The organism is Mesorhizobium album (genome assembly GCF_033977205.1).
Classification (GTDB): domain Bacteria; phylum Pseudomonadota; class Alphaproteobacteria; order Rhizobiales; family Rhizobiaceae; genus Mesorhizobium; species Mesorhizobium album.
Genome location: NZ_JAVIIW010000003.1, coordinates 85,444 through 109,039, shown reverse-complemented (window position 1 = coordinate 109,039; position 23,596 = coordinate 85,444). Strand labels below are relative to the sequence as shown.

The 23,596-nt window shown below is 64.8% G+C and carries 24 protein-coding genes; 11 read left to right on the top strand and 13 right to left on the bottom strand.

The genetic code is table 11. The features are described 5' to 3' along the window. Positions 1-2: 2 nt before the first annotated feature. Entirely contained in the window at positions 3-764 is a 762-nt protein-coding gene (locus RFN28_RS03645) for an SDR family oxidoreductase (RefSeq protein ID WP_320286005.1), read from the top strand. Positions 765-789: 25 nt separating this feature from the next. On the opposite strand, the gene RFN28_RS03640 is transcribed toward RFN28_RS03645, so the two are convergent. The 4 genes from RFN28_RS03640 to RFN28_RS03625 all read right to left on the bottom strand — a co-directional run bounded on the left by RFN28_RS03640 (position 790) and on the right by RFN28_RS03625 (position 5,594). Then, positions 790-1,905, bottom strand: coding sequence for an alcohol dehydrogenase family protein (locus tag RFN28_RS03640; RefSeq protein ID WP_320286004.1), 1,116 nt, complete (start codon positions 1,903-1,905; stop codon positions 790-792). 8 nt (positions 1,906-1,913) lie between these two features. Further along, positions 1,914-3,293 carry an aspartate aminotransferase family protein gene (locus RFN28_RS03635; RefSeq protein ID WP_320286003.1) on the bottom strand — a complete coding sequence of 460 codons (1,380 nt, stop codon included), beginning with the start codon at positions 3,291-3,293 and terminating at the stop codon, positions 1,914-1,916. 34 nt (positions 3,294-3,327) lie between these two features. Then, a complete protein-coding gene (locus tag RFN28_RS03630) occupies positions 3,328-4,821 on the bottom strand; it encodes an NAD-dependent succinate-semialdehyde dehydrogenase (RefSeq protein ID WP_320286002.1) in 1,494 nt (497 codons plus the stop codon). A gap of 281 nt (positions 4,822-5,102) precedes the next feature. Then, complete coding sequence (locus RFN28_RS03625; RefSeq protein WP_320286001.1) at positions 5,103-5,594, bottom strand: Lrp/AsnC family transcriptional regulator; 492 nt, start codon at positions 5,592-5,594, stop codon at positions 5,103-5,105. An 84-nt stretch (positions 5,595-5,678) separates the two neighbouring features. Between RFN28_RS03625 and ehuR the strand changes: the two genes are divergently transcribed. The 10 genes from ehuR to doeB all read left to right on the top strand — a co-directional run bounded on the left by ehuR (position 5,679) and on the right by doeB (position 15,522). Beyond that, positions 5,679-7,064 carry a MocR-like ectoine utilization transcription factor EhuR gene (gene ehuR, locus RFN28_RS03620; RefSeq protein WP_320286000.1) on the top strand — a complete coding sequence of 462 codons (1,386 nt, stop codon included), beginning with the start codon at positions 5,679-5,681 and terminating at the stop codon, positions 7,062-7,064. 136 nt (positions 7,065-7,200) lie between these two features. Continuing rightward, a complete protein-coding gene (ehuA, locus tag RFN28_RS03615; RefSeq protein ID WP_320285999.1) occupies positions 7,201-7,986 on the top strand; it encodes an ectoine/hydroxyectoine ABC transporter ATP-binding protein EhuA in 786 nt (261 codons plus the stop codon). Positions 7,987-8,075: 89 nt separating this feature from the next. After that, positions 8,076-8,927, top strand: coding sequence for an ectoine/hydroxyectoine ABC transporter substrate-binding protein EhuB (gene ehuB, locus RFN28_RS03610; protein ID WP_320285998.1), 852 nt, complete (start codon positions 8,076-8,078; stop codon positions 8,925-8,927). 168 nt (positions 8,928-9,095) lie between these two features. Next, positions 9,096-9,755: an ectoine/hydroxyectoine ABC transporter permease subunit EhuC gene (gene ehuC / locus RFN28_RS03605; protein WP_320285997.1), complete on the top strand. Its 660-nt coding sequence runs from the start codon at positions 9,096-9,098 to the stop codon at positions 9,753-9,755. Then, the gene (ehuD, locus tag RFN28_RS03600) at positions 9,755-10,414 is read left to right on the top strand and encodes an ectoine/hydroxyectoine ABC transporter permease subunit EhuD (RefSeq protein ID WP_320285996.1); all 660 of its coding nucleotides are present in this window, start codon (positions 9,755-9,757) and stop codon (positions 10,412-10,414) included. Before ehuC ends, ehuD begins: the two co-directional genes overlap by 1 nt. Before the next feature lie 5 nt (positions 10,415-10,419). Beyond that, positions 10,420-11,196: an ectoine utilization protein EutA gene (eutA, locus tag RFN28_RS03595; RefSeq protein ID WP_320286170.1), complete on the top strand. Its 777-nt coding sequence runs from the start codon at positions 10,420-10,422 to the stop codon at positions 11,194-11,196. Between the two features lie 5 nt (positions 11,197-11,201). After that, positions 11,202-12,218, top strand: a complete 1,017-nt coding sequence (gene eutB / locus RFN28_RS03590; protein WP_430677149.1) for a hydroxyectoine utilization dehydratase EutB — start codon at positions 11,202-11,204, stop codon at positions 12,216-12,218. After that, complete coding sequence (locus tag RFN28_RS03585; protein WP_320285995.1) at positions 12,215-13,207, top strand: cyclodeaminase; 993 nt, start codon at positions 12,215-12,217, stop codon at positions 13,205-13,207. Before eutB ends, RFN28_RS03585 begins: the two co-directional genes overlap by 4 nt. 130 nt (positions 13,208-13,337) lie before the next feature. Continuing rightward, on the top strand, positions 13,338-14,516 hold the full coding sequence (gene doeA, locus RFN28_RS03580; RefSeq protein WP_320285994.1) for an ectoine hydrolase DoeA: 1,179 nt from the start codon (positions 13,338-13,340) through the stop codon (positions 14,514-14,516). A 4-nt stretch (positions 14,517-14,520) separates the two neighbouring features. Beyond that, on the top strand, positions 14,521-15,522 hold the full coding sequence (doeB, locus tag RFN28_RS03575; protein WP_320285993.1) for a N(2)-acetyl-L-2,4-diaminobutanoate deacetylase DoeB: 1,002 nt from the start codon (positions 14,521-14,523) through the stop codon (positions 15,520-15,522). 87 nt (positions 15,523-15,609) lie between these two features. Here doeB and RFN28_RS03570 read toward each other — a convergent pair whose 3' ends face one another. The 9 genes from RFN28_RS03570 to RFN28_RS03530 are packed head-to-tail and all read right to left on the bottom strand — an operon-like array spanning position 15,610 to position 23,543. Next, a complete protein-coding gene (locus RFN28_RS03570) occupies positions 15,610-16,887 on the bottom strand; it encodes an L-fuconate dehydratase (RefSeq protein WP_320285992.1) in 1,278 nt (425 codons plus the stop codon). A 55-nt stretch (positions 16,888-16,942) separates the two neighbouring features. Then, positions 16,943-17,674: an SDR family oxidoreductase gene (locus RFN28_RS03565; RefSeq protein ID WP_320285991.1), complete on the bottom strand. Its 732-nt coding sequence runs from the start codon at positions 17,672-17,674 to the stop codon at positions 16,943-16,945. Positions 17,675-17,694: 20 nt separating this feature from the next. After that, the gene (locus tag RFN28_RS03560; protein ID WP_320285990.1) at positions 17,695-18,147 is read right to left on the bottom strand and encodes a MaoC/PaaZ C-terminal domain-containing protein; all 453 of its coding nucleotides are present in this window, start codon (positions 18,145-18,147) and stop codon (positions 17,695-17,697) included. A 7-nt stretch (positions 18,148-18,154) separates the two neighbouring features. Beyond that, complete coding sequence (locus RFN28_RS03555; protein WP_320286168.1) at positions 18,155-19,228, bottom strand: Gfo/Idh/MocA family protein; 1,074 nt, start codon at positions 19,226-19,228, stop codon at positions 18,155-18,157. Then, positions 19,221-19,550 carry an L-rhamnose mutarotase gene (locus RFN28_RS03550; RefSeq protein WP_320285989.1) on the bottom strand — a complete coding sequence of 110 codons (330 nt, stop codon included), beginning with the start codon at positions 19,548-19,550 and terminating at the stop codon, positions 19,221-19,223. Before RFN28_RS03550 ends, RFN28_RS03555 begins: the two co-directional genes overlap by 8 nt. A gap of 1 nt (position 19,551) precedes the next feature. After that, positions 19,552-20,673 carry a mandelate racemase/muconate lactonizing enzyme family protein gene (locus tag RFN28_RS03545; protein ID WP_320285988.1) on the bottom strand — a complete coding sequence of 374 codons (1,122 nt, stop codon included), beginning with the start codon at positions 20,671-20,673 and terminating at the stop codon, positions 19,552-19,554. 2 nt (positions 20,674-20,675) lie between these two features. Continuing rightward, positions 20,676-21,773 (bottom strand): ABC transporter ATP-binding protein, encoded by a 1,098-nt coding sequence (locus tag RFN28_RS03540; RefSeq protein WP_320285987.1) that lies wholly within the window; start codon positions 21,771-21,773, stop codon positions 20,676-20,678. 4 nt (positions 21,774-21,777) lie between these two features. Further along, positions 21,778-22,644: a carbohydrate ABC transporter permease gene (locus RFN28_RS03535; RefSeq protein WP_320285986.1), complete on the bottom strand. Its 867-nt coding sequence runs from the start codon at positions 22,642-22,644 to the stop codon at positions 21,778-21,780. Between the two features lie 2 nt (positions 22,645-22,646). Beyond that, the gene (locus RFN28_RS03530) at positions 22,647-23,543 is read right to left on the bottom strand and encodes a carbohydrate ABC transporter permease (RefSeq protein WP_320285985.1); all 897 of its coding nucleotides are present in this window, start codon (positions 23,541-23,543) and stop codon (positions 22,647-22,649) included. Positions 23,544-23,596: the final 53 nt, after the last annotated feature.

Genomic DNA, 23,596 nt, shown 5'->3' with positions numbered 1-23,596 from the left:
CCATGACCATATTTCGCAAATCCCGCAAGGCACTGGTAACCGGTGCGGGCGCGGCCGACGGCATCGGCGTGGCCGTGGCGCGGGCTCTCGGCGAAGCCGGCCTTGCGGTCACCATCACCGCCTCGTCGCAACGCGTCGAGCAGCGCACCGAGGAGCTGCGGGCGGATGGGCTCGATGTCCGCGCCGTGGTGGCCGACCTGACGCGCGCGGCGGATGTCGAGCGGCTCTGTTCGGAGGTCGGCGAGATCGACATCCTCGTCAACAATGCCGGGATGGGCACGATCGCCCAGCCGGCGCTGCAGCGGCGATTTCTCGACCTCAGCGAAAGCGATTGGGACCGGGGCATCGATGTCAGCCTGAAGACCGCGTTTTTGAGCACGCGAGGGTTTCTGGCCGGCATGGTTCAGCGCGACCATGGCCGCGTGGTGAACATGGCTTCGGTGACCGGCCCCTATGTCTCCAATGAAGGCGAGGCCGCCTACTCCGCCGCCAAAGCGGGCATGGTCGGGCTGACGCATGCGCTTGCCCTGGAGGTCGGCCGCAGCGGCGTCACCGTCAATGCCGTGGCGCCGGGCTGGATCGCGACCGGCGCCTCGACGCCGGAAGAGCTTGTTGCCGCGCAAAACACGCCGCTTGGGCGCGCCGGCACACCTCAAGAAGTCGCCGCCGCCGTCTTGTTCTTGGCGTCCGACGGGGCCAGCTATGTCAACGGCGCCGTTCTCGTCGTGGATGGCGGCAACATCCTGCAGGAGCGCAAGGGCTGACCATGAAGGCCCAGCCCAGCGGCGGCTATCGACCGCCGTGGCCGCCCGCGTTCGCCACTGCGTCCGGCACCACCACCAGCTTGCCGACAAAATCCTTGGCCATGAAATCGGTCTGGGCGCGGTGGAAGTCCGACAGTTTGTAGACGCCGCCGACCAGCGGCTTGATCTTCTTCTCCTCGATGTAGCGCACGATGCGGCGGAAATCCGCCCGCGTGCCCTGGCTCGAACCATGGAGCTGAAGCTGCTTCAGGTACATGGTGCGCAGATCGAGCTGCACGACCGGCCCGGCGATGGCACCGGCCGTGGTGTAACGGCCCTCAGGACGCAGGATGCGCAGCAGGTCGTTGAAGATCGCGCCGCCGACAAGATCGGCGACCACGTCGATGGGTTGGCCGCCGGTTGCCTCGCTGACGGCGGCCGGCAGGTCGGCCACGCCGCGCGTGATCACCTTCTCGGCGCCTATGTCGAGCACGGCCTGTTCCTTGCCCCCGCCGACGACCGCATAGGGAATGGCGCCGCGCGCCCGCGCCAGCTGCACAATACCGGAGCCGACGCCGCCGGAGGCACCGGTGACCAGCACCCGCTCGCCGGCCTTCAGGCCTGCACGCTCCAGCATCTGCTCGCCGGTGAGATAGGCGCAGCAGAAGGTGGCGAGCTCGACATCGCTCAAGTCGGTGTCGACGACATGCGCGTTCTCGGCCGGCAAGGTCTGGTATTCGGCATAACCGCCGTCGCGGCCGTGGCCCATATAGTCGATGTCGGCGAGCGAATCGTCGTCGCGGTTGTAGATGGAGAAGTCGACCATCACCCGCTCGCCGATGCGATCCTTGGACACGCCGTCACCGACGGCAACGATGGTGCCGACCGTGTCGGCGCCCTGGATGCGCGGGAAGGTCAGCGTGTTGCCTTGCCGGCGCCAGGTCGACACCGCGGCCGCGTCCTCTTCCGTGCCATAGGCGCCCTGGCGCACCCAGACGTCGGTGTTGTTCATGCCGCAGGCGCTGACCTTGACCAGCACTTCGCCGGCAGCCGGCGCAGGCACCTTCACATCGGTGCGGTAGACGAGCTTCTCCAGGCCGCCATGGCCGGTAAGCTGCACGGCGGCCATCGTAGCTGGAACGGTTCTTGTCATGGCATTCATGTTGCTTCTCAGATGCTGGCCAATACGCTCTTCACCGCATCGGCGGTCTTGGCGACGATCGTGTCGGCCTCCTCGCGCGTCAGGCAGAGCGGCGGCGCGAAGCCGAGGATGTCGCCCTGCGGCATGGCGCGGCCGATGACGCCGCTCGCGGCTAGCGCCGTGGCGATCTGCGGTCCCACTTTAAGCGCCGGATCGAAGAAGACGCGATCGTCGCGGTCCTTGACGAACTCGACCGCCGACAGCATGCCGTCGCCGCGCACCTCGCCGACATTTTTGTGGCCACCAACGGCCTTGGCAAGCTCGGCGCGGAAATAGGCACCGGTCTCGCCGGCGTTCCTCACCAGATCCAGCTCGTCGATCAGCTCGAGGTTGGCGACGCCAGCCGCCGCGCAGATCGGATGTGCCGAATAGGTCCAGCCGTGGCCGAGCGAGCCAAGCTTGTCCGAGCCCTGGACCAGCACCTGCCAGAACTTGTCGGAGACGATGACGCCGGAGAGCGGCGCGTACGCCGAGGTCAGGCCCTTGGCGATGGTGATGAGGTCCGGCTTGATGCCGTAGTGGTCGGAGCCGAACATCGTGCCGAGACGGCCGAAGCCGGTCACCACCTCGTCGGCGACGAGCAGCACGTCGTACTTGTTCAGTACGGCCTGGATCTTTTGCCAATAGCCCGCCGGCGGCGGCACGATGCCGCCGGTGCCGAGGATCGGCTCGCCGATGAAGGCGGCGACCGTGTCCGGGCCCTCGGCGAGGATCATCTCTTCGAGCTTGTCGGCGCAATATTGGGAGAACTGGTCCTCGCTCATCGAGCGGTCGGCGCGGCGGAAGTAATAGGGCGCCTCAGTGTGCATGATGGGCGCGCGCGGCAGGTCGAAGGCGTTGTGGAAAAGCTCGAGCCCGGTCAGCGAGCCCGTCATCACGCCCGAGCCGTGATAGCCGCGCCAGCGCGAGATGATCTTCTTCTTCTCAGGACGGCCGAGAACGTTGTTGTAGTACCAGATCAGCTTGATGTTGGTTTCGTTGGCGTCGGAACCCGAAAGGCCGAAATAGACTCTCGACATGCCTTTCGGCGCGCGGTCGATGATCATCTTGGCGAGGGTGATCGAGGCCTCGGTGCCGTGGCCGACATAGGCGTGGTAATAGGCAAGGTTCTTCGCCTGCTCGGCAATCGCATCGGCGATCTTCTCGCGGCCATAGCCGACATTGACGCAATAGAGGCCGGCGAAGGCATCGATGCTCTTCTTGCCGGTGTTGTCCCAGACGGTGACGCCTTCACCGCCGGCCATGATGCGCGCCGGCGATTCGCCGCGCGCATGCGTGCCCATATGCGTCGAAGGATGGAAGAAGTGGTCGCGATCCCAGGCCGAGAGTTCGTTGGATTGTTCGAGCATTTTTCTACTCCTTGAAGGCGGTCTCGGGTGGCCCTTACGCCACGTCGAGACAGAGGTATTTGAGATCGGTGAAGGCTTCGAGGCCATGGCGCGAGCCTTCGCGGCCGATGCCGGACTGCTTGACGCCGCCGAAGGGGATCGGCGCGCCGGTGATCTTGACCCTGTTGATCGCGACCATGCCGTATTCCAGCGCACGACCGATACGCGCCTGCCGGGCGCCGTTCTCGGTGACGACATAAGCGACGAGGCCATATTCGGTGGCGTTGGCGCGGGCGACGACTTCCGCCTCGTCGTCGAACGGCGTCACGGCAGCGACCGGGCCGAACGTTTCCTCATGCATGATCACCGCCTCGTCCGGCACATTGACGAGCAGCGTCGGCTGGTAGAACAGCGGCCCGGCCGCGTGGCGCTTGCCGCCGGTCAGGCAGCGCGCGCCGCGTGCGAGCGCGTCGGCTACCTGCTCCTCCACCTTCTTGACGGCGCGCTCATGCATCAGCGGTCCGATATCGGCATCGGCGGAAAGCCCGTTGCCGGTGCGCAGCCGCTCGATGCGGCGGGCGAGAGCGGCGCAGAACCGGTCGTAGATCTGGCGCTGCACATAGATGCGGTTGGCGGCCAGGCAGTCCTGGCCGGAGGTGGCGAATTTGGCGTCGAGCGCGATCGTCACCGCCTTGTCGATATCGGCATCGTCGAACACGATCAGCGGCGCGTGGCCGCCGAGCTCCATCACCAGCCGCTTCATGGTCGGCGCGCTCTGCGCGGCGATCAGCCTGCCGACCTCGGTCGAACCGGTGAAGCTCATGGCGCGGATCCTGGCATCAGCACACATCGCGCCGACGATGGCGCGGGCATCACCCGTGACGACGTTGAACACGCCGGCCGGCAGTCCGGCGCGCTCGCCGAGCTCGGCCAGCGCCAGCGCCGACAGCGGGGTTTCGGAGGAAGGATGCGCCACCACGGTGCAGCCGGCGGCAAGTGCCGCCGCGGCCTTGCGGGTGAGCATGGCGGACGGAAAATTCCATGGCGTGACGACGCCGACGACGCCAAGCGGCTCGCGGCGCACGGTCATCTCCGCATTGGGCAGATGGCTGGTGACGCTTTCGGCATTGAGGCGTTTTGCCTCCTCAGCATACCACTCGATGAAGGAAGCGGCGTAGTCGATCTCGCCAAGCGACTCCTTCAGCGGCTTGCCTTGTTCGAGCGTCATCAGCAGCGCCAGGTCGTCCTTGGCGGCAATGATCAGCTCGAACCATTTTCGCAAAATCCTCGAGCGCTCCTGCGGCAGGGCCGAGCGCCACGACGGCAGGGCGCGGGAAGCCGCGTCGATCGCCTGTGTCGTCTGTTTTGCATCGAGCGCGGCGACGAAGGCCACGGTGGCGCCAGTGGCGGGATCCGTGACTTCGAAGCTTGCGGCCGAGTCGCCGGCCGTCCAATGGCCGTCGACATAGCCGAGATCGCGCAGCAGCCGGCGATCGGCAAGACGGTCAAGTGCTTCGTGGCGGTGTGGGCGTGCAAAATGCGCGGACATCATTTGTCTCCCGGTACCAAGGCGATGTGGAGAGAATAGCCGCGCGACTGAGACAGAGAGGCTGTTTCGGCAGCCGGTTGTAGAGAGATTGTCTCTATTCGGAGGCAGGGCAGGACGATCTCTCTCCTGGCCTCAGACGTGCGCCGCAGCTGAGGCGGGATCATCCCCCTCACCCGGATTGCCAACCGAATTGCGAAGGGCAATTCGGGGCAATCCGACCTCTCCCCGAGGGGAGAGGAGAGGGCGCCAGCGCTGGCGCCAGCCTGGTCGGATGAGGGGCCTCACACTTGTCCCGGCAGCAGATCGGCCACCGGCAGCACGGTCTCCTCCTTCACCGTCTTGGTGACGATATAGGTGAAGTAACGGTCGATGCCGATCTCGCGTTCCAGTAGGGCGTCGACCAGCCGCTGATAGGCGTCGATGTCGCGGGCCATGACCTTGAGCATGTAATCGACGCCGCCGCCGACCGACCAGCAGGCGACGATCTCGGGGATGTCGCGGACGACCCGCTCGAAACGGTCGAAATCGGCCTGGCGGTGGCTGCCCAAAGTCACTTCCATCAGCACGGTCGCCACCGGCGCGATCATGCGCATGGCGACTGCTGCGTGGTAGCCGGAAACGATGCCGGCCTTCTCCAGCTTGCGCAGCCGCATCCAGCAGGGCGTCGGCGACAGGCCGACCTTCTCGGCCAGCGCCAGCTTGGTGATGCGGCCGTCGCGCTGGATCGCGTCCAGGATCTTGAGATCGATCGGGTCGAGTTTCGCTGCCGCCATGCCGGCTCCCGTTTTCTGTCCAAGACACCATGACGACGCATTATTTCGATTGTCAATTGCACTGATTTCGATCTCTAATAAGTCATGACATTATGGCAGCCAGATCCGGCGCTCATCCGCCGCCCGGCCTACCTCTCGCTGGCCGATCAGTTCGCGCGCGCCATCCATGACGGGCGGCTCGCCAACGGCGCGCGGCTGCCGACGCATCGCCGCCTTGCCGACGATCTGAAACTTTCGGTGCAGACGGTCAGCCGCGCCTATGAGGAACTGATCCGCCGCGGCCTGATCTCCGGCGAGGTCGGCCGTGGCAGCTTCGTCCAGACGCAGCGCCGCGAGCCGGATCCGCCCTACCTTCCGGAACGACTGGGCGAGGTCATCGACCTTTCGATCCTGAAGCCGGTCTGCGAGCCGATGCATCTGGAGAAGCTCAAGCAGGCGCTGGGGTGGCTCGCCGAGAACCTGCCGTCGAGCTCGGCGCTGTCGTTCCGGCCGAACATGGTGTTCCCGCGCCATCGCGCGGTGGCGGTCGAATGGCTGAAGCTTTGTGGCCTCGACGCGTCGCCGCAGAACATCTGCCTCACCAATGGCGCCACGGCCGGCATGACGGTGGCGCTGATGAGCGTCGCGCCGCCTGGCTCCACCGTCGCCACCGAGGCGATCGGCCACCACACGCTGGTGCCGCTGGCCCGCTATCTCGGCTTCAACCTCGAAGGACTGCCGATCGACGACAACGGCCTGATCCCCGAGGCGTTGGACGAGGCCTGCCGTCTGTCGGACATCCGCGCCGTCTTCGTCCAGCCGTCGGTGATCAACCCAACGGCTACCTTGATGGACGCGGCCCGGCGCGAGCAGATCTCCGCGGTCGCGCGCAAGCATGACATCGCCATCATCGAGAACGACGTGCTTGGGCCGCTGGTCGAAGGCCGCCCGCCGGCCGTCGCCGCCTTCGCTCCCGAGCGGACGCTCTATGTCACCTCCTTCACCAAGATCGTCGTGCCTGGCCTGCGCATCGGCTACCTCGCCGTGCCGGACCGCTATGTCGCCGCCGTCGCCAACCGCCACCTCGTCTCGAACTGGATGGCGACGCCGATGGTTGCGGAGATCGCGACGCGCTGGGTGAACGACGGCACGGCGATGGAGCTGGTCAAATGGCAGCGCGGTGCGCTGAGACGCCGGCAGGAGATCGCCGCGGAGGTGCTCGCTGGCGTCGACTATCGCTGCCATCGGGACGGGCTGCATCTCTGGCTTGAATTGCCGGGCGACCGGGCCGAGGAGAGCTTTGTCGCGCAGGCGCGCCTGCGCGGGGTGGCGATAGCGCCCGGCACCTCGTTCCGCATCGCGGACACGCCCTGGCATCCCGCGATCCGTATCTCGCTCGGATCGACCACCGAGGGGGAACTGCGCGCGGGCTTGAGCGTTGTCGCCAAGCTCCTGCTTGGCGACCCGGAGCATCTTCTGCTCGCCATCTGAGGCACAAGCGGAGCGCAGATTGCCCTGAAATTGTGCCGCGTCGGAAATATTGTCATGATATTATTTTCCCAATTGACATGATTTGACGCGTTTCGCATCGTTAAGGGCATAGGCTTCTCCAGAACGGGGAAATGGATTGCCCGCGCCCATCATCAAGGTCGATGCGATTTCGAAGAGCTTCGGCACCTTCAAGGTGCTGGACGGTTTGTCGATGCAGGTCATGCCAGGCGAGAAGCTGGCGCTGATCGGCCCGTCCGGATCGGGCAAGACGACGATCCTGCGCATCCTGATGACGCTGGAGAAGATCGACGGCGGCCATATCCAGATCGAAGGCGAGCAGCTCTATCACATGGAGCGCAACGGCCAGCTGCTGCCGGCCGACGAGCGGCACTTGGCCAAGATGCGCCAGAAGATCGGCATGGTCTTCCAGCTCTTCAATCTGTTTCCGCACAAATGCGTCATGGACAACGTGACGCTGGCGCCGATGTTGACCAAGGGTGTCTCGCGGGTCGCCGCCGAGAAGCGGGCGATGGAACTGCTCGACATGGTGGGGCTCGCCGACAAGGCGAAGGCGATGCCGGCGCAGCTTTCCGGCGGCCAGAAGCAGCGCGTGGCGATCGCCAGGGCGCTCGCGCTGTCGCCCAAGATCATGCTGTTCGACGAGGTCACCTCGGCGCTCGACCCCGAGCTGGTCGAGGAGGTGCTGAACGTCATGCGCAAGCTTGCCGCCGAGACGGACATGACGATGCTGCTCGTCACGCACGAGATGGGCTTCGCCCACGACTTCGCCGACCGGGTGCTGTTCTTCGACCGCGGCAAGATCGTTGAGGAAGGCAAGCCCGACGAGATTTTCCGCCATCCCAAGCAGGAACGAACGCAAGGCTTCCTGAAGAAGATCATCGCGGCCGGACATCGCGTCTAACCGCTATGCAGAGGCGACAGAGTCGTCCTCGGGGCCTGAGCGCCCAGAACTGAGCAAACCAAGAAGATAGAAACAAGGAGTTGGGAACGATGAAGAAACTTGGCATTCTGGCTGGCGTCGCCGGCCTCGCAGTGGCCGCGGTGTTGGTCGCCTCCGGTGCGCGTTCCGCGGACGACGCCAAGCTGGAGCAGCTGAAGGGGCAAGGCTTCGCCCGCGTCGCCATTGCCAACGAGCCGCCCTACACGGCGGTGGCCGCCGACGGCAAGGTCTCGGGCGCCGCGCCGGACGTGGCGCGCGAGATTTTCAAGCGCCTCGGCGTCAACGACATCGTCGCCTCCATCTCCGAATACGGCGCCATGATCCCCGGCCTGCAAGCCGGCCGCTTCGACGTCGTCACCGCCGGCCTGTTCATGAAGCCGGAGCGCTGCGCGGCGGTCGCCTATTCCGAGCCGGTGCTTTGCGATGCCGAGGCGATGCTGGTGAAGAAGGGCAATCCGAAGGGCTTCAAGAGCTATGCCGACATCGCCAAGGATAGTTCCGCCACCGTCGGCGCGCCGGGCGGCGGCACCGAGGAGAAGCTGGCGCTCACCGCCGGCGTGCCGCGCGATCGCGTCATCGTCGTGCCGGACGGGCAGAGCGGCCTCAAGATGGTGCAGGACGGCCGCATCGACGCCTATTCGCTCCCCGTTCTGTCGATCAACGACCTCATCAAGAAGGCCAACGATCCGAACCTCGAAGTGATCGCCCCGGTGCAGGGCGCGCCGGTCTATTGCGACGGCGCCGCCTTCAAGAAGGGCGATGAAGCGCTGCGCGACGCCTATGACGTCGAGCTCGCCAAGATGAAGAAATCCGGCGAGTTCGCCAAGATCATCGAGCCCTACGGCTTCTCGGCCAAGGCGGCGATGTCGACGACGCGCGAGAAGCTCTGCGCGGCGAAGTAGGTCGCGACTTCTTCCTTCTCCCCGTTCAACGGGGAGAACGTGGCCCGTAGGGCCGGATGAGGGGCTGCGCCGTATGTTCGCAGGTTCGCGCTGCCCCTCATCTGCCTCCCGGCATCTTCTCCCCGTAAACGGGGAGAAGGGACCAAGAATGCAAACGTTGGAACCTAGATGACCCAGTGGTCCGGCTATCTCGGCCTGATATTGCAGGGAGCCCTTGTCACCGTCGAGCTGACGCTGATGGGATCGGTGCTTGCGCTGGTCATGGCCTTCCTCGCCGGCCTAGGGCGCGTTTCGCGCTTCTTCATCGTGCGCGCATTGGCCACGACCTATATCGAGTTCTTCCGCGGCACGTCGATCTTCGTGCAACTGTTCTGGGCCTATTTCGTCTTGCCCTTTGTCGGCCTGTCGCTGACGCCGCTGCAGGCCGGTGTGCTGGCGCTCGGCTTGAATGTCGGCGCCTATGCCGCCGAGGTCGTGCGCGGTGCCATCCTGTCGATCGGCCACGAGCAGTACGAGGCATGCACGGCGCTGAACCTCGGCCGCTGGCAGGGCATGCGCCATGTCATCCTGCCGCAGGCGCTGCTGGTCATGCTGCCGACCTTCGGCAACAACGCCATCGAATTGCTCAAGGCGACCTCGGTCGTGTCGCTGATCTCGCTCGCCGACCTCACCTTCCAGGCACAGGTGGTGCGCTCTCAGACGGGCAGCACGCTGATGCCCTTCGTCTCCGTTCTCGTCATCTATTTCGTGCTGGCGCTGATCATCTCCTGGGGCGTGCGTTCGCTGGAGCGCCGCATGGCGCGCGGCCTCGACGGAGTGCGTGTCTGATGGATTGGGATTGGAACTTCGTCCGCGAGATCATGCCGACCCTGATCCAGGGCGTGAAGATCACGATCTTGGCAACTGTGCTCGGCTCGATCCTGGCGGCGATCGTCGGCCTGGTCATCGCGCTGACGCGGCGCTCGCCGAACCGGGCGGTGTCGCGCAGCGTCGGCTGGTTCGCCGAGTTCATCCGCGGCACGCCGCTTCTGGTGCAGCTCTATTTCATCTTCTACGTGCTGCCCGATTTCGGCATCCTGCTGCCGCCGCTAGTGGCGGGCGTCATCGGGCTTGGCCTGCACTACGGCACCTACACGGCAGAGGTCTATCGCGCCGGCATCGACAATGTGCCGCGCGGCCAGTGGGAGGCCGCCAAGGCCTGCAACCTGAGCGGCCATCATACCTGGACCCATGTCATCCTGCCGCAGGCGATCCCGCCGATGATACCAGCCCTGGCCAACTACTTCATCGCCATGTTCAAGGAGACGCCGCTGCTTTCGGCAATCACCGTGCTGGAGCTGATGAACCAGGCCAAGAGCGTCGCCAACAGCTATTATCGCTACGTCGAGCCGATGACGCTGGTCGGTGCCTTCTTCCTCGTCATCAGCCTCTGCTCCGTCGTGCTTTTGCGCTGGCTGGAGCATCGTTACGGCAGGATCGAAAGATGAGAGTCATGAAACCGCTTCCCGAAATCCGGCTGGCATCGACCCGGCCAGCCCTCGATGCGCGTCCGCTCGAAAAACGCGTCGGGCTGATCACCCTTGCTACCGACCACACCAGCGAGGTCGATTTCCGCCGCATGGTGGCGAGCGAGCGGATCGGCGTCTATGTCGCGCGCATTCCCTATGCCAATCCGACGACGCCGGAGAACTTGCGCAAGATGCAGCCGTCGCTTTCGGCGGGCGCGGCGCTGATCCTGCCCGACGAGCCGCTCGACGCCGTCTGCTACTCGTGCACATCGGCCTCGGTGGTGATCGGCGACGCCGAGGTCGAGGCCGCGATCCAGGCGGCCAAACCTAACGTTCCCGTGGTCACGCCGCCCATGGCCGGCGTGCGCGGTCTGAAGGCTTTTGGGGTGAAGCGGATCAGCATTCTCACGCCCTATTCCGTCGAGACCAGCCGGCCGATGGCAACTTATTTCGCCACGCACGGTTTCGATATCTTGAGCTTCACCTGCCTGGGCTTCGAGGACGACCGCGAGATGGCGCGGATCACGCCGGCTTCGCTCATCGAGCGGGCGCGCAAGGCCATGCATGCGCAGGCCGATGCGCTGTTCATCTCTTGCACGGCCCTGCGTGCAGCGCTCGCGGTTCCCGGCATTGAAGAGGCGACCGGGCGCCCGGTCGTCACCAGCAACCAGGCCAGCGCCTGGAACTGCCTGCGGCTCTGCGGCGACGACGCGCCGCGGCCGCAGTTCGGCCGGTTGATGACACTGCCCTTGGCTCAGTGATCGAAATGCCAGTGATCGAAATGCCAGTGAACGAAATGGACGTCACGCTTCAGCATATTCGCGCTGCGCGCGAAAATATCGCCGGCAAGGTCGAGCGTACACCCGTCGTTCAGTCGCAAAGCCTCTCGGACCGCACCGGCCATCCCATCCATCTGAAACTGGAGCACCATCAGACCACCGGCGCGTTCAAGCTGCGCGGCGCGTCCAATGCGATTGCTGCGTTGAGCCCGGAGCAAAGATCGCGCGGCGTCGTCGCCGCGTCGACCGGCAATCACGGCCGCGCGCTCGCGCATGCGGCCAAGCTCGAAGGCATGCGCGCAGTGATCTGCATGTCGAAGCTGGTGCCCGAGAACAAGCTCGACGCCATCCGCCGCCTCGGCGCGGATATCCGCATCGTCGGCAACAGCCAGGACGATGCCCAGCAGGAAGTCGACAGGCTGGTGGCGGAGGAAGGGCTCGTCATGCTGCCGCCCTTCGACCATCCCGACATCATCGCCGGGCAAGGCACGCTGGGGCTGGAGATCATGGAACAGGTGCCGGACGCCGCAAGCGTGCTGGTGCCGCTCTCCGGCGGCGGATTGGCAGCCGGCGTCGCGGCGGCCGTCAAGGGCGTGAGCCCTGGCACGAAAGTCCTCGGCATCTCGATGGCGCGAGGCGCCGCGATGAAGGCGAGCCTCGATGCTGGTCGCCCCGTGCAGGTCGAGGAACAGCCGACGCTGGCGGACTCGCTCGGCGGCGGCATCGGCCTTGACAACCGGCTGACCTTTGCCATGTGCCGTAGTCTTCTCGACGACGTTGTCCTGCTTTCCGAGGACGAGATCGCCGCCGGCATCCGCCATGCCTATGAACAGGAGCGCGAGATCGTCGAGGGCGCCGGCGCCGTCGGCATCGGCGCGCTGCTTGCCGGAAAGGTGAAGCCGCAAGGCCCCACCGTCCTCATCCTGTCCGGCCGCAATATCGACATGAGCCTGCATCGCCGCATCGTCTGCGGCGATGCAGCATTGGAGGAGAGCGCCGCATGAGCCGCATGACCATCCTCACCGAAGCGGAACTGCGCAAGATCGTGACGCTCGATCTCGACGCCGTCGCCTGCGTCGAGAATGCCTTCCGTGCTCTAGCCACGCTGCCGGTGGCGATGCCGCCAATCTTGAGGCTCGACATTCCCGAGCATCGCGGCGAGGTCGATGTGAAGACCGCGTATGTGCCCGGCATCGATGGCTTCGCCATCAAGATCAGCCCCGGCTTCTTCGACAATCCGAAACTGGGCCTGCCCAGCGTCAACGGCATGATGGTGCTGCTTTCGGCCAAGACCGGACTTGTCGAGGCGCTGCTGCTCGACAACGGCTACCTCACCGACATCCGCACAGCCGCTGCCGGCGCGGTCGCGGCCAAGCATCTGTCGCGGGCGGACTCCAAGGTCGCGGCGATCTTCGGTGCCGGCGTGCAGGCCGGCCTGCAACTCGAAGCGCTGCGTCTCGTCAGGCCGATCGAAGAGGCGCGCATCTGGGCGCGCGACGCCGCCAAGGCCGAGGCGACCGCCGCCCGCTTGCGTGAAAAGCTTGGCATCATGGTGCGTGCCGAGCCGGACGCGGCGAAGGCGGCGGCAGATGCCGACATCATCGTCACCACCACGCCTTCGACCGAGCCGCTGATCAAGGCCGGGTTCGTCTCGGCCGGCCAGCACATCACCGCCATGGGCTCGGATGCCGAGCACAAGAACGAGATCGCGCCGGCGATCCTTCGCATGGCCGATCTCTATGTAGCCGACAGCGCGAAGCAGACGCGCCGTCTTGGCGAGCTCCATCACGCGATCGAGGCAGGCGTGATGCCGGCCGACGCGGACGTCACCGAACTCGGCCAGATCATCGCCGGGAAAAGGCACGGCCGACGCTCGGCCGACGACATTACCATCGCCGACCTTACCGGCACCGGCGTGCAGGACACCGCGATCGCCACTTTAGCCCGCGACCGCGCGCGGGCGGCCAATGCCGGAACCGTTTTCGAAAGCTGATACCTGGCCAAAGCGTGATCCGGAAAGGTGGGAACCGGTTTCCGAAAAGATCGCGCTCAAACAAGAAATAGACGAGCCGGATTCAACGAAGTTGAAACAGGCTAGGCCCAACAAACGAGGACCAAGAACGATGCAGCCAAACCTGAAATTCTCGCGAAGCGAATTTGCCGACCGCCTCGCCAAGACGCGGAAAGCCATGGAGGCCAAGGGGGTCGACCTGCTGATCGTCAGCGATCCCTCCAACATGGCCTGGCTGACCGGCTATGACGGCTGGTCCTTCTATGTGCATCAGGCGGTCATCGTGCCGCCTTCGGGCGAGCCGGTCTGGTATGGCCGCGGCCAGGACGCCAACGGCGCCAAGCGCACCGCCTATCTCGCCCATGACAACATCATCGGCTACGCCGACCATTATGTGCAGTCGACCGAACGCCACCCGATGGACTACCTCGCCAGCGTGCTGGCGGAACGTCGCTGGGACAAGCTCACTATCGGCGTCGAGATGGACAATTACTGGTTCTCGGCGGCTGCCTTCGCCTCGCTGCAGAAGCACCTGCCCAATGCCCGTTTCGTCGACGCCACCGCGCTGGTGAACTGGCAGCGCGCCGTGAAGAGCCCGACCGAGATCGACTACATGCGCAAGGCCGCGCGCATCGTCGAGGCGATGCACCAGCGCATCGTCGACAGAATAGAGGTCGGCATGCGCAAATGCGATCTGGTTGCCGAGATCTACGATGCCGGCACGCGCGGCGTCGAGGGCATCGGCGGCGACTATCCGGCGATCGTGCCGCTCTTGCCGTCGGGCGCCGACGCCTCGGCGCCGCATCTCACATGGGACGACAAGCCGATGAAAGCGGGCGAGGGCACGTTCTTCGAGATCGCCGGCTGCTACAGCCGCTATCATTGCCCGCTTTCGCGCACCGTCTTCCTCGGCAAGCCGACGCAGGCCTTCCTCGACGCCGAGAAGGCGACGCTCGAAGGCATGGAGGCAGGCCTTGCCGCCGCCAAGCCCGGCAACACCTGCGAGGACATCGCCAATGCCTTCTTCGCGGTGCTGAAGAAGTATGGCATCGTCAAGGACAACCGCACGGGCTACCCGATCGGCATCTCCTATCCGCCGGACTGGGGCGAACGCACCATGAGCCTGCGCCCCGGCGACCGCACCGAGCTCAAGCCCGGCATGACCTTCCACTTCATGACCGGTCTCTGGCTGGAGACGATGGGACTGGAGATCACCGAGTCGATCCTGATCACCGAGGCCGGTGTCGAATGCCTGGCCAATGTGCCGCGCAAGCTGTTCGTGAAGGATTGAGGCAATGTCAGCTCTGCGTCCATCGCCGATCACGCCGACCGTCGACTTCGAACGCGACGGCGTCCAGCACGGCTTCCTGCGCCTGCCCTACAGCCGCGACGATTCCGCCTGGGGCTCGGTGACGATCCCGATCTGCGTCGTCCGCAACGCCAAAGGGCCGGCGGCGCTGCTTACCGGCGGCAATCACGGCGACGAATATGAGGGGCCGCTTGCTCTTTACGAGCTCGCCCGCACGCTCGACCCGAAGGACGTTACCGGCACGGTTATCATCGTACCGGCGATGAACTATCCGGCCTTCCGGGCCGGCACCCGCACCTCGCCGATCGACAAGGGCAACATGAACCGCAGCTTCCCCGGCCGGCCGGACGGCACGGTGACGGAGAAGATCGCCGACTATTTCCAGCGCGAATTGCTGCCGCGGGCGGACATCGTGTTCGACTTCCACTCCGGCGGAAAGACGCTGGACTTCGTGCCGTTCTGCGCCGCGCACACGCTGCCGGACAAGGCGCAGGAAGAAAAGGCCTTCGCCGCGGTCGAGGCTTTCTCGGCACCGTTCTCAATGCGCATGACCGAGATCGATACGGTCGGCATGTATGACACGGCGGCCGAAGAGATGGGCAAGGTCTTCGTCACCACCGAGCTCGGCGGCGGCGGCACGGCCCGGGCTGAGACGGTGCGCATCGCCCGGCGCGGCATCGTCAATGTGCTGCGCCATGCCGGCATTATCTCTGGCGCGGTCGAGAAGGGCAGAACCCGGTGGCTCGACATGCCCTCGGGCGACTGCTTCACCTTCGCCGAAGAAGACGGCATGATCGAAACCATGGTCGATCTCGGCGACAAAGTAGATGAGGGCCAAGTCGTGGCGCGCATCCATTCGGTCGGCCGAACCGGCGTCGCGCCACAAGAAATCAAGGCAAGAATGTCGGGTCTGCTTGCCGCGCGGCACTTCCCGGGCCTGATCAAGGCAGGCGATTGTGCCTCGGTGATCGCCGTCGAGGTCGGTTGACGCGGATCGTGCCAAATTACGCGGCGCTGAGCGGTTGAATGCGAGCCGTGACGCAGGCGATCAGATCTGCGTCACGGCATTGCTTTCTCAACCGCGATATCTGTAGGCGGCAATGGAATCCGGCTTCATCTCGATAGAAAAACCGGGTGCTGTCGGCGGCATGTAAGCCGCATTCTCGATGACACAGGGCTCGAGGAAATGCTCATGCAGGTGATCGACATATTCGATGACCCGACCGCCCTTGGTGCCTGACACAGCGACGTAGTCGATCATCGACAGATGCTGGACATATTCGCACAGGCCGACGCCGCCGGCATGCGGCCAGACCGGTAGGCCGAACTTGGCGGCGATCAGCAGGACGGCAAGCACTTCGTTCAGCCCGCCCATGCGGCAGGAATCGATCTGCACGATATCGATGGCGCCGCCGGCGATGAACTGCTTGAACATGATCCTGTTCTGGCACATCTCGCCGGTCGCCACCTTGATCGGCGCCACGGCCTTGCGGATTTTCGCATGGCCGGCGACATCGTCCGGGCTGGTCGGCTCCTCGATGAAGAAGGGCTTGGCGAAGGCGAGGTCGCGCAGCCAGTCGATCGCCTGGTCGACCTCCCAGACCTGGTTCGCGTCGATCATCAGGTAGCGGTCCGGACCGATCACCTCGCGGGCGATCCGCAGGCGACGGATGTCGTCGGCGCGGTCGCGGCCCACCTTGAGCTTGATGTGGTTGAAGCCTTCGTCGACCGCTTCCTGGCAGAGCCGCCGCAGCTTGTCGTCCGGATAGCCGAGCCAGCCGGCCGAGGTGGTGTAACAGGCATAGCCTTCGCGCTCGAGCGTGGCGATGCGTTCGGCCTTGCCGGCCTCGGCCTTCTTCAAAATCTCCAGCGCCTCGGCCGGCGTGATTGCGTCGGTGAGATAGCGGAAGTCGACGATGCGCACGATCTCTTCCGGGCTCATCTCGGCGACCAGCCGCCAAACCGGCTTGCCGGCCTCTTTCGCCCACAGATCCCAAACCGCATTGACCACGGCGCCAACGGCGAGGTGCATCGCGCCCTTGTCCGGTCCGATCCAGCGCAGCTGGCTGTCGCCGGTCACGTGGTGCCAGAAGCGGCCGGGATCCTCTTTGATCCAATCGAGGTCGAGACCGACGACCAGGTGGCGCAGCGCCTCGATTGCCGCGCAGCAGATCTCGTTGCCGCGGCCGATGGTGAAGGTGAGCCCATGGCCGCTAAGCCCTTCGGTATCGGTGTCGAGGACGACATAGGCCGCCGAATAATCCGGGTCGGGGTTCATCGCATCCGAACCGTCGAGACTCTGCGACGTCGGGAAGCGCAGATCGAAAGTTCTGAGGTTCGTGATCTTGGTCATTCATGCCTCGCAATTGTAATGCCGCGCCTCAACCTGCCTTGCGAACAGCTCGGCCTCAGATCGACCAGCCGCCGTCGATGTTATAGGCCTGTCCGGTCGTGTAGGTCGCGCCGGCAAGATAGACGGCAAGATCGGCGATTTCCTCCGCCGTGCCCAGCCTTCCCATCGGCTGGCGGGCGATGAAGGCCGCGCGCGCGGCCTCATAGTCGCCTTGGGCGCGCATGCGGCTTTCGAGCGAGGGGCTCTCCACCGTACCGGGGCAGATCGCGTTGCAGCGGATACCTTTCGCGACATAGTCGGCGGCGATCGATTTGGTCAGGCCGATCACGGCCGCCTTGGTCACGCCATAGGCGAAGCGGTTGGGCACGCCCTTCGGCGCGCCCGCCACCGACGCCATGTTGATGATCGCGCCATCTCCGCGCTCCAGCATGCCGGGCAGCACCGCGCGGATGGTGCGGATCATGGCGCGCACATTGAGATTGAAGGCGAAGCCAAGGTCCTCATCCTTCATCTCGAGGATAGAGCCGGAATGGACGAAGCCGGCGCAGTTGAACAGCACGTCGACGCGGCCGATCTCAGCGAAGGCCGCCTTGACGGCATCGTCGCTCAGCACATCGAGCTTTCGGGTCTTGATGCCAGGCGTCTTGCCGAGTTCGGCCAGAACCGCATCGTTGATGTCGGTGGCGTGAACTATCGCGCCGGCCTTGGCAAAAGCCAACGCGCTTGCACGACCGATGCCTTGCGCCGCTGCGGTAACGACAACGACCTTTCCCGTCAGATCAGCCATGTTGTTTTTGTCTCCGTCTTTCAGCCGAGTCGGGGACGCCGCTCGACGATGTAAATGTGATCGGCGGCGAGTACGACTTCGTCGCGCTGGTTGATGACCTCGACACGCTCGATGACGCGCCCTGAGTCTGGCCGTTTCGGATCGTCTTCTTTTGCGGCGATCGTCGTGCGCGTGCGGATCGTGTCGCCGATGAAGACCGGCTTGATGAATCGCAGCCTGTCATAGCCGTAGGAGAAGGCGACCGGGTTGATGACGTTAGCCGTCAGGCCGACGCCGACGGAAAACACCAGCGTGCCATGCGCGATGCGCTGGCCGAAGGGCGTCGTCTTCATGAACTCGGCATCCATGTGATGCGGAAAGAAATCGCCGGTGTGGCCGGCATGGACGACGAAATCTGTCTCGGTGATGGTGCGGCCGCTGGTCAGCCGCGACGAGCCGATCTCATAATCTTCGAAATAGGCGACCTGTTCCATCTCGTCCCTACGGTTTTTCCGCGAGCGGCGTCGCCGGCGCGGCGCTCGATCGATAGGCGGCTTCCACCAGCGCCATCGTGTTCCAGGCATCCTCGACAGAGCTGACCAGCTCGTTGTCTTCCCCGGACGCGAAGCGCTGCACATTCGCCATGCGCCCGACAAAGGCGTCGGGGAACCATTCACCGGTGAGCGGCACGCGGACCCAGTCGGAACCGCCTTTGGGGTAGATCTCCAGCACGTCGGGCTCGCCGCGCGGATAGTCGAGATTGAGGCCGAGCTTGACGTAGGCGGCACCCTCGGTGCCGCAGATGCGAAACTCGCAGGCCTGGTGCCGGCGTCCGAACTTGTGGTCGTGGTTGATCGAGAGCGCGCAGCGCACCCTGTCGCCATAGTCGAGAATGGCGCTGGTGCGGGTCTGCGCGACCGTGTGGTTGGGATGGCCGAGCGTCTTGGCGTGCACTCCCTTGGGATCGCCGAGGAGCTGCCGGATCAGGTCGAGATAATGGATCGAATGCATGGCGATCTCGACGCGCGGCGCCTTGAGCAGGAATTCCCAGAGCTGCCACGGCGTGGCGAGCGCCAGCCAGGCATCGAAATCGACGACCTCGCCGAGCCAGCCCTTGGCGATCGCGTCCTTAAGCGCCAGCATCATCGGCGCGAAACGGAGCTGGAAGTTCACCGCCGCCCTGAGTTTCTTGGCGCGGCAGATGTCGAGGATCTCGGTCGCCTCGCCGAGATAGTTGCCCATCGGCTTCTGGATCAATGCGACCGCACCATCAGGCAGGGCCTTCAGCACCTCGGCGTGCCGGCCGGGCGGCGTTGCCAGATCGAAGATCGCATCCTTGACGGCGGCCGCCTCGTCCACCGAGCGGAACGCCGTCACGCCCCATTTCTCGGCCAGCGTCTGCGCCTTGGCCTCGTCCGGATCGTAGAGTCCGGCGACCGGAAAGCCGGCCTTGCGATAGGCCGGAAAATGCGCGTCGCCAACGATCGAGCCGGCGCCGAAGGTGACGATCGGGCGCGGCTTCGCAGGCCTTGGCCAGGCCTGCACCAGCAATCGAGGGTCGAAGGCGTCAGTCATGGTGGAAGACTTCATCCATCATCGCCCACCATTCGCCCTCCTGCCTGGTCGGCAAGGGCTCCTGGCAGGGCATGCAGAGCGCCCACCATTCCTGGGTCTTGGGGTCCGCAGCCATCTTGGCCATGTCGGCGGCGTAGTCGGTGCCGTGATACTCGAAATAGGAAAACAGCAGGTTCTCCGGCCGCTTGAGGTAGATCGAGTAGTTCTTGATGTTGCAGGCGGAGATCATCTTCAGCACATCCGGCCAGACGGCGGCGTGCAGGCGCACATATTCCTCGACCTTCTGCGGCTTGAGGCCAAGCACCATGCCCATTCGCTGCATCTCAGTTCCTCCGTTCGGTGACGGTGACGCTGAACTCGGCGATGCTGCGCGCCTGGAGCGCATCGAAATCCCAGTCGATGCCGAGGCCAGGCTCGCTCGGCGCCAGCGCATGGCCGTTCTCGATCGCCATCTTCTTGCCCGTCAACTCATCCAGCTGCGGAATGTACTCGACATATTTGCCGTTCGGCACAGCACAGGCCAGGCTGACATGCAATTCCATCAGGAAATGCGGGCAGACAGGCATGTCGAAGGCCTCCGCCATATGCGCTACCTTCAGCCAAGGCGTAATGCCGCCGATGCGGCCGACATCGACCTGCACGATGTTGCAGCCGCCCTTCTGCATATATTCGCGGAAATGGCGGATCGAATAAAGCGACTCGCCGACCGCCACCGGCGTCGCGGTCGCATTCGACAGCCGCACATGGCCGTCGATGTCGTCGGCCGGCAGTGGCTCCTCGATCCAGGCGAGGTCGAGGTCGCGCAGCCGCTCGGCGCGCCGGACGGCTTCATCGACGGAAAAACCCTGGTTGCAATCGGTCATGATCTCGTAGCCGTCGCCGACCGCCTTGCGCACCGCCGACAGCCGCTCAAAGTCCTCCGAGCCATGCGGCTTGCCGATCTTGACCTTGGAGCCAGTGAAGCCTTTCGCCTTGGCGGCCAGCGCATCCTCGACAAGTGCTGCCGTCTCGATGTGCAGCCAGCCGCCTTCGGTCGTGTAGAGCGGACAGCGATCCTTGGCGCCGCCGGCAAGCTTCCAGAGCGGCAGTTTCTGCTTCCGCGCCCGAAGGTCCCAGAGCGCGGTGTCGATTGCGGCGAGCGCGATGGCCGTGATGGCGCCGATGGTGGTGGCATGAGTGGCGAATTCGAGGTCGTGCCAGATCGCCTCGATCTGGTCGGCGTCCTGGCCGATAAGGCGCGGCGCGAGGTGATCGGCCAGAAGCCGCATCACCGAAGAGCCGCCGGTGCCGATCGTGTAGGAATAGCCCATGCCGACCGCGCCGTCGGCGTCGGTGATGGTGACGATCGGGGTTTCCTGGCTGACGAAACTCTGGATCGCGTCGGTGCGCTTCACCTTCGGCACCAGATCGACCATTGCAAGCTCGACTTTCTCGATCTTCGCCATCGTCAGCTCCTCAAGGATTTACCCGTTTCGGCGGAAAAGAGATGCGCCTGCGACAGGTCGAAGTGCATCACGACACGGTCGCCCGCCCTCAGAGGCCTGGGGTTCAGCATGCGCGAGACCCAGTCGCGGCGGTCGAATTCGGCGAATACCAGCGTTTCGTTGCCGAGCGGCTCCGTCACCGTCACCGGCAGCTCCGTCTCATAAACGTCCGCCGCGTCGCCGGAATGCAAGCCGTGGCCTGCCGGATAGAGGTCGTCGGGACGCAGGCCGAACACCACTTTGTCGCCGGCGCTGACCTTGGCCTTGAACCGGCCGGGCAGCGGAAGGCTCTGGCCGCTGGTGAAGACGACCTTGCCGTCGTCGACGGTCGCCTCCTGCAGGTTCATGGGCGGCGAGCCGATGAAACCCGCCACGAAGCGCGTCGCCGGCCGCTGGAAGACTTCATCCGGCGTGCCGACCTGCTCGATATAGCCGTCGCGCATGATCACGATGCGGTCGGCCAGCGTCATCGCCTCGACCTGGTCGTGCGTGACGTAGATGACGGTGGATTTGACCTTGGCGTGCAGCTTCTTGATCTCGGTGCGCATCTGCGTGCGCAGCTTGGCGTCGAGATTTGAGAGCGGCTCGTCGAACAGGAAGACGTCCGGATCGCGCACGATGGCGCGGCCCATGGCGACGCGTTGGCGCTGGCCGCCGGAAAGCTGGGAGGGACGGCGCTCGAGCAGCGCGTCGAGGCCGAGAATGGCCGACGCCTCGGCGACGCGGCGGTCCATCTCTTCTTTCGGCGCGCCGGCGATCTTCAGCGAGAAGCCGAGATTCTCGCGCACCGTCATATGCGGATAGAGCGCATAGGACTGGAATACCATCGAGATGTTGCGCGAGCGCGGCGGCAGGTCGTTGACGATGCGGTCGCCGATCTCGATCGTGCCGCCGGAGATGTCCTCCAGCCCGGCGATCATGCGCAGCGTGGTCGACTTGCCGCAGCCGGACGGCCCGACGAGCGCGATGAACTCGCGGTCGGCGACATCGAGGTCGATGGCGTGCACGATCTCCATGTTGCCGTAGCGCTTGGTCAGTTTCTTGAGCGAGACAATCGCCATCGGATCAACCTTTCACCGCGCCGGAGGTCAGGCCGCCGACGAGGTGTTTCTGGACGATGAAGGTAAGGAGAAGCGCCGGAATGATCATCACCACCGCCAGTGCGCACATGCCGCGCCAGTCGATGGTGAATTCGGCCGTGTAGTCGAGCAGCCCCACGGGCAGCGTCTTGGAATTGATCGAGCGCGTCAGCTGCGAGGCGAGCGCGAACTCGTTCCAGGAGGTGAGGAAGGCGAAGATGCCGGCGGATGCAATTCCCGGTCCGGCCAGCGGAAACTCAACCTGCCAGAAGGCCTGCCAGCGCGTGCAGCCGTCGATCTGCGCGGCCTCGGCGAGATCTTTCGGCACCTGGCGGAAGAAGCCGTCGATCAGCCAGATGGTGAAGGGCACGTTGAGCGCGACATAAGCCAGAATCAGGCCGAAATGCGTGTCGATGATATCGAGCCGCGCGTAGACGAAAAACAGCGGCAGGGAGAGCGCGATGCCGGGCACGGTGCGGGTCAGCATCAGGCCGAGGAACATCGCCGACTTGCCGCAGAAGCGGTAGCGCGCGAAGGCGTAGCCGCCGGCCATGCCGATTGCGATGGCAATGACGGTAGATGTGATCGAGATGATCAGCGAATTGCGGAAATAGTCGAGGACGGGAATGCCGCCCTTGCCGACGCCGCTGAACATGGAGACGTAGGCATCGAGCGAGACCTGCTGCGGAATCCAGACCGGCGGCTTGGCGAGGATCTCGACCGTCGGCCGCAGCGAGGACAGCACGATCCAGATGCCTGGCAGGCAAATCAGAAGCATGGCGAGGAACAGGCCGACGCGGTGCGCGACAGCGGCCGCACGGCGCTTCAGGCGGGCGGATGCGTTGGCGTCCATTCTCACCACTCCGCGCCGATCTGGGTGCGCGCCGCAGCGAGCTTCTTGAAGAAATAGACCGTGAAGACGATCGACAGCAGGATCGAGAAATAGGCCATCGCGTTGGCCACGCCCATGCGGGCATCGCTGTATGCGGTGCGCGCGACCAGAGTCCACAACAGTTCTGTGCGCCCGGCCGGGCCGCCATCGGTCATGATCTTGACGATGTCGTAGGCGCGCGCGACGTCGAGCGAGCGGATGGTCATGGCGATGTAGGCGAAGGGCATGATGAAGGGCCAAGTCACATAGCGGAAGGTCTGCCAGGGCGTGCAGCCGTCGACGCGTGCCGCCTCGACCGGCTCCTTCGGCATGGCGAGCAGGCCGGCGAGGATCAGGATCGCGAAGATCGAGGTCGACGACCAGATCTCGGCGATCGAAATGGCGATGAAGGCGAGATGGCCTTCGATCAGCCAGGGGATCGCATCCTGTGTCAGCCCAAGCGATTGCAGCGCGTTGTTCACCAGCCCGATATTGTCGTTGAACATGAACTTGAACTGGAAGCCGACGAGGATCGGCGAGAACATCATCGGAAACATCATAATGGTGCGCAGCAGCCGCTGGCCGCGGCTGGCCTTCTCCACCAGCAGCGCGAGACCGAGCCCAAGCAGCATTTCGAGATTGAGCGCAACTGTGAGCAGAAGCACGGTGCGGCCGAAGGCCCACCAGAAATTCGCGTCAGACAGAATGTTGCGATAGTTGCGCAGGCCGATGAAGGTGAAGAAGGTCTCCGGCCGCGTCAGCCGGAACGGCGTGAAGCTGGAATAGAAAGACAGGCATAGCGGCACGACCACCACTGCCGCCAGCACGAGCACGGCGGGCAGCAGGAGAAGGGTTGGCGCGGATAGCCGCTTGGCCGTCATGCAATGTCCCAAAGTTGTTTGCGCGGCCGGCGATCCAATCGCACGGCGGCCGC

Bases quoted from the DNA above. Each gene is read 5' to 3' on its own strand.
- RFN28_RS03645 (WP_320286005.1), top strand. From the start codon at position 3: ATGACCATATTTCGCAAATCCCGCAAGGCACTGGTAACCGGTGCGGGC.
- RFN28_RS03640 (WP_320286004.1), bottom strand. From the start codon at position 1,905: ATGAATGCCATGACAAGAACCGTTCCAGCTACGATGGCCGCCGTGCAG.
- RFN28_RS03635 (WP_320286003.1), bottom strand. From the start codon at position 3,293: ATGCTCGAACAATCCAACGAACTCTCGGCCTGGGATCGCGACCACTTC.
- RFN28_RS03630 (WP_320286002.1), bottom strand. From the start codon at position 4,821: ATGTCCGCGCATTTTGCACGCCCACACCGCCACGAAGCACTTGACCGT.
- RFN28_RS03625 (WP_320286001.1), bottom strand. From the start codon at position 5,594: ATGGCGGCAGCGAAACTCGACCCGATCGATCTCAAGATCCTGGACGCG.
- ehuR (WP_320286000.1), top strand. From the start codon at position 5,679: ATGACATTATGGCAGCCAGATCCGGCGCTCATCCGCCGCCCGGCCTAC.
- ehuB (WP_320285998.1), top strand. From the start codon at position 8,076: ATGAAGAAACTTGGCATTCTGGCTGGCGTCGCCGGCCTCGCAGTGGCC.
- ehuC (WP_320285997.1), top strand. From the start codon at position 9,096: ATGACCCAGTGGTCCGGCTATCTCGGCCTGATATTGCAGGGAGCCCTT.
- ehuD (WP_320285996.1), top strand. From the start codon at position 9,755: ATGGATTGGGATTGGAACTTCGTCCGCGAGATCATGCCGACCCTGATC.
- eutA (WP_320286170.1), top strand. From the start codon at position 10,420: ATGAAACCGCTTCCCGAAATCCGGCTGGCATCGACCCGGCCAGCCCTC.
- eutB (WP_430677149.1), top strand. From the start codon at position 11,202: ATGCCAGTGATCGAAATGCCAGTGAACGAAATGGACGTCACGCTTCAG.
- RFN28_RS03585 (WP_320285995.1), top strand. From the start codon at position 12,215: ATGAGCCGCATGACCATCCTCACCGAAGCGGAACTGCGCAAGATCGTG.
- doeA (WP_320285994.1), top strand. From the start codon at position 13,338: ATGCAGCCAAACCTGAAATTCTCGCGAAGCGAATTTGCCGACCGCCTC.
- doeB (WP_320285993.1), top strand. From the start codon at position 14,521: ATGTCAGCTCTGCGTCCATCGCCGATCACGCCGACCGTCGACTTCGAA.
- RFN28_RS03570 (WP_320285992.1), bottom strand. From the start codon at position 16,887: ATGACCAAGATCACGAACCTCAGAACTTTCGATCTGCGCTTCCCGACG.
- RFN28_RS03565 (WP_320285991.1), bottom strand. From the start codon at position 17,674: ATGGCTGATCTGACGGGAAAGGTCGTTGTCGTTACCGCAGCGGCGCAA.
- RFN28_RS03560 (WP_320285990.1), bottom strand. From the start codon at position 18,147: ATGGAACAGGTCGCCTATTTCGAAGATTATGAGATCGGCTCGTCGCGG.
- RFN28_RS03555 (WP_320286168.1), bottom strand. From the start codon at position 19,228: ATGACTGACGCCTTCGACCCTCGATTGCTGGTGCAGGCCTGGCCAAGG.
- RFN28_RS03550 (WP_320285989.1), bottom strand. From the start codon at position 19,550: ATGCAGCGAATGGGCATGGTGCTTGGCCTCAAGCCGCAGAAGGTCGAG.
- RFN28_RS03545 (WP_320285988.1), bottom strand. From the start codon at position 20,673: ATGGCGAAGATCGAGAAAGTCGAGCTTGCAATGGTCGATCTGGTGCCG.
- RFN28_RS03540 (WP_320285987.1), bottom strand. From the start codon at position 21,773: ATGGCGATTGTCTCGCTCAAGAAACTGACCAAGCGCTACGGCAACATG.
- RFN28_RS03535 (WP_320285986.1), bottom strand. From the start codon at position 22,644: ATGGACGCCAACGCATCCGCCCGCCTGAAGCGCCGTGCGGCCGCTGTC.
- RFN28_RS03530 (WP_320285985.1), bottom strand. From the start codon at position 23,543: ATGACGGCCAAGCGGCTATCCGCGCCAACCCTTCTCCTGCTGCCCGCC.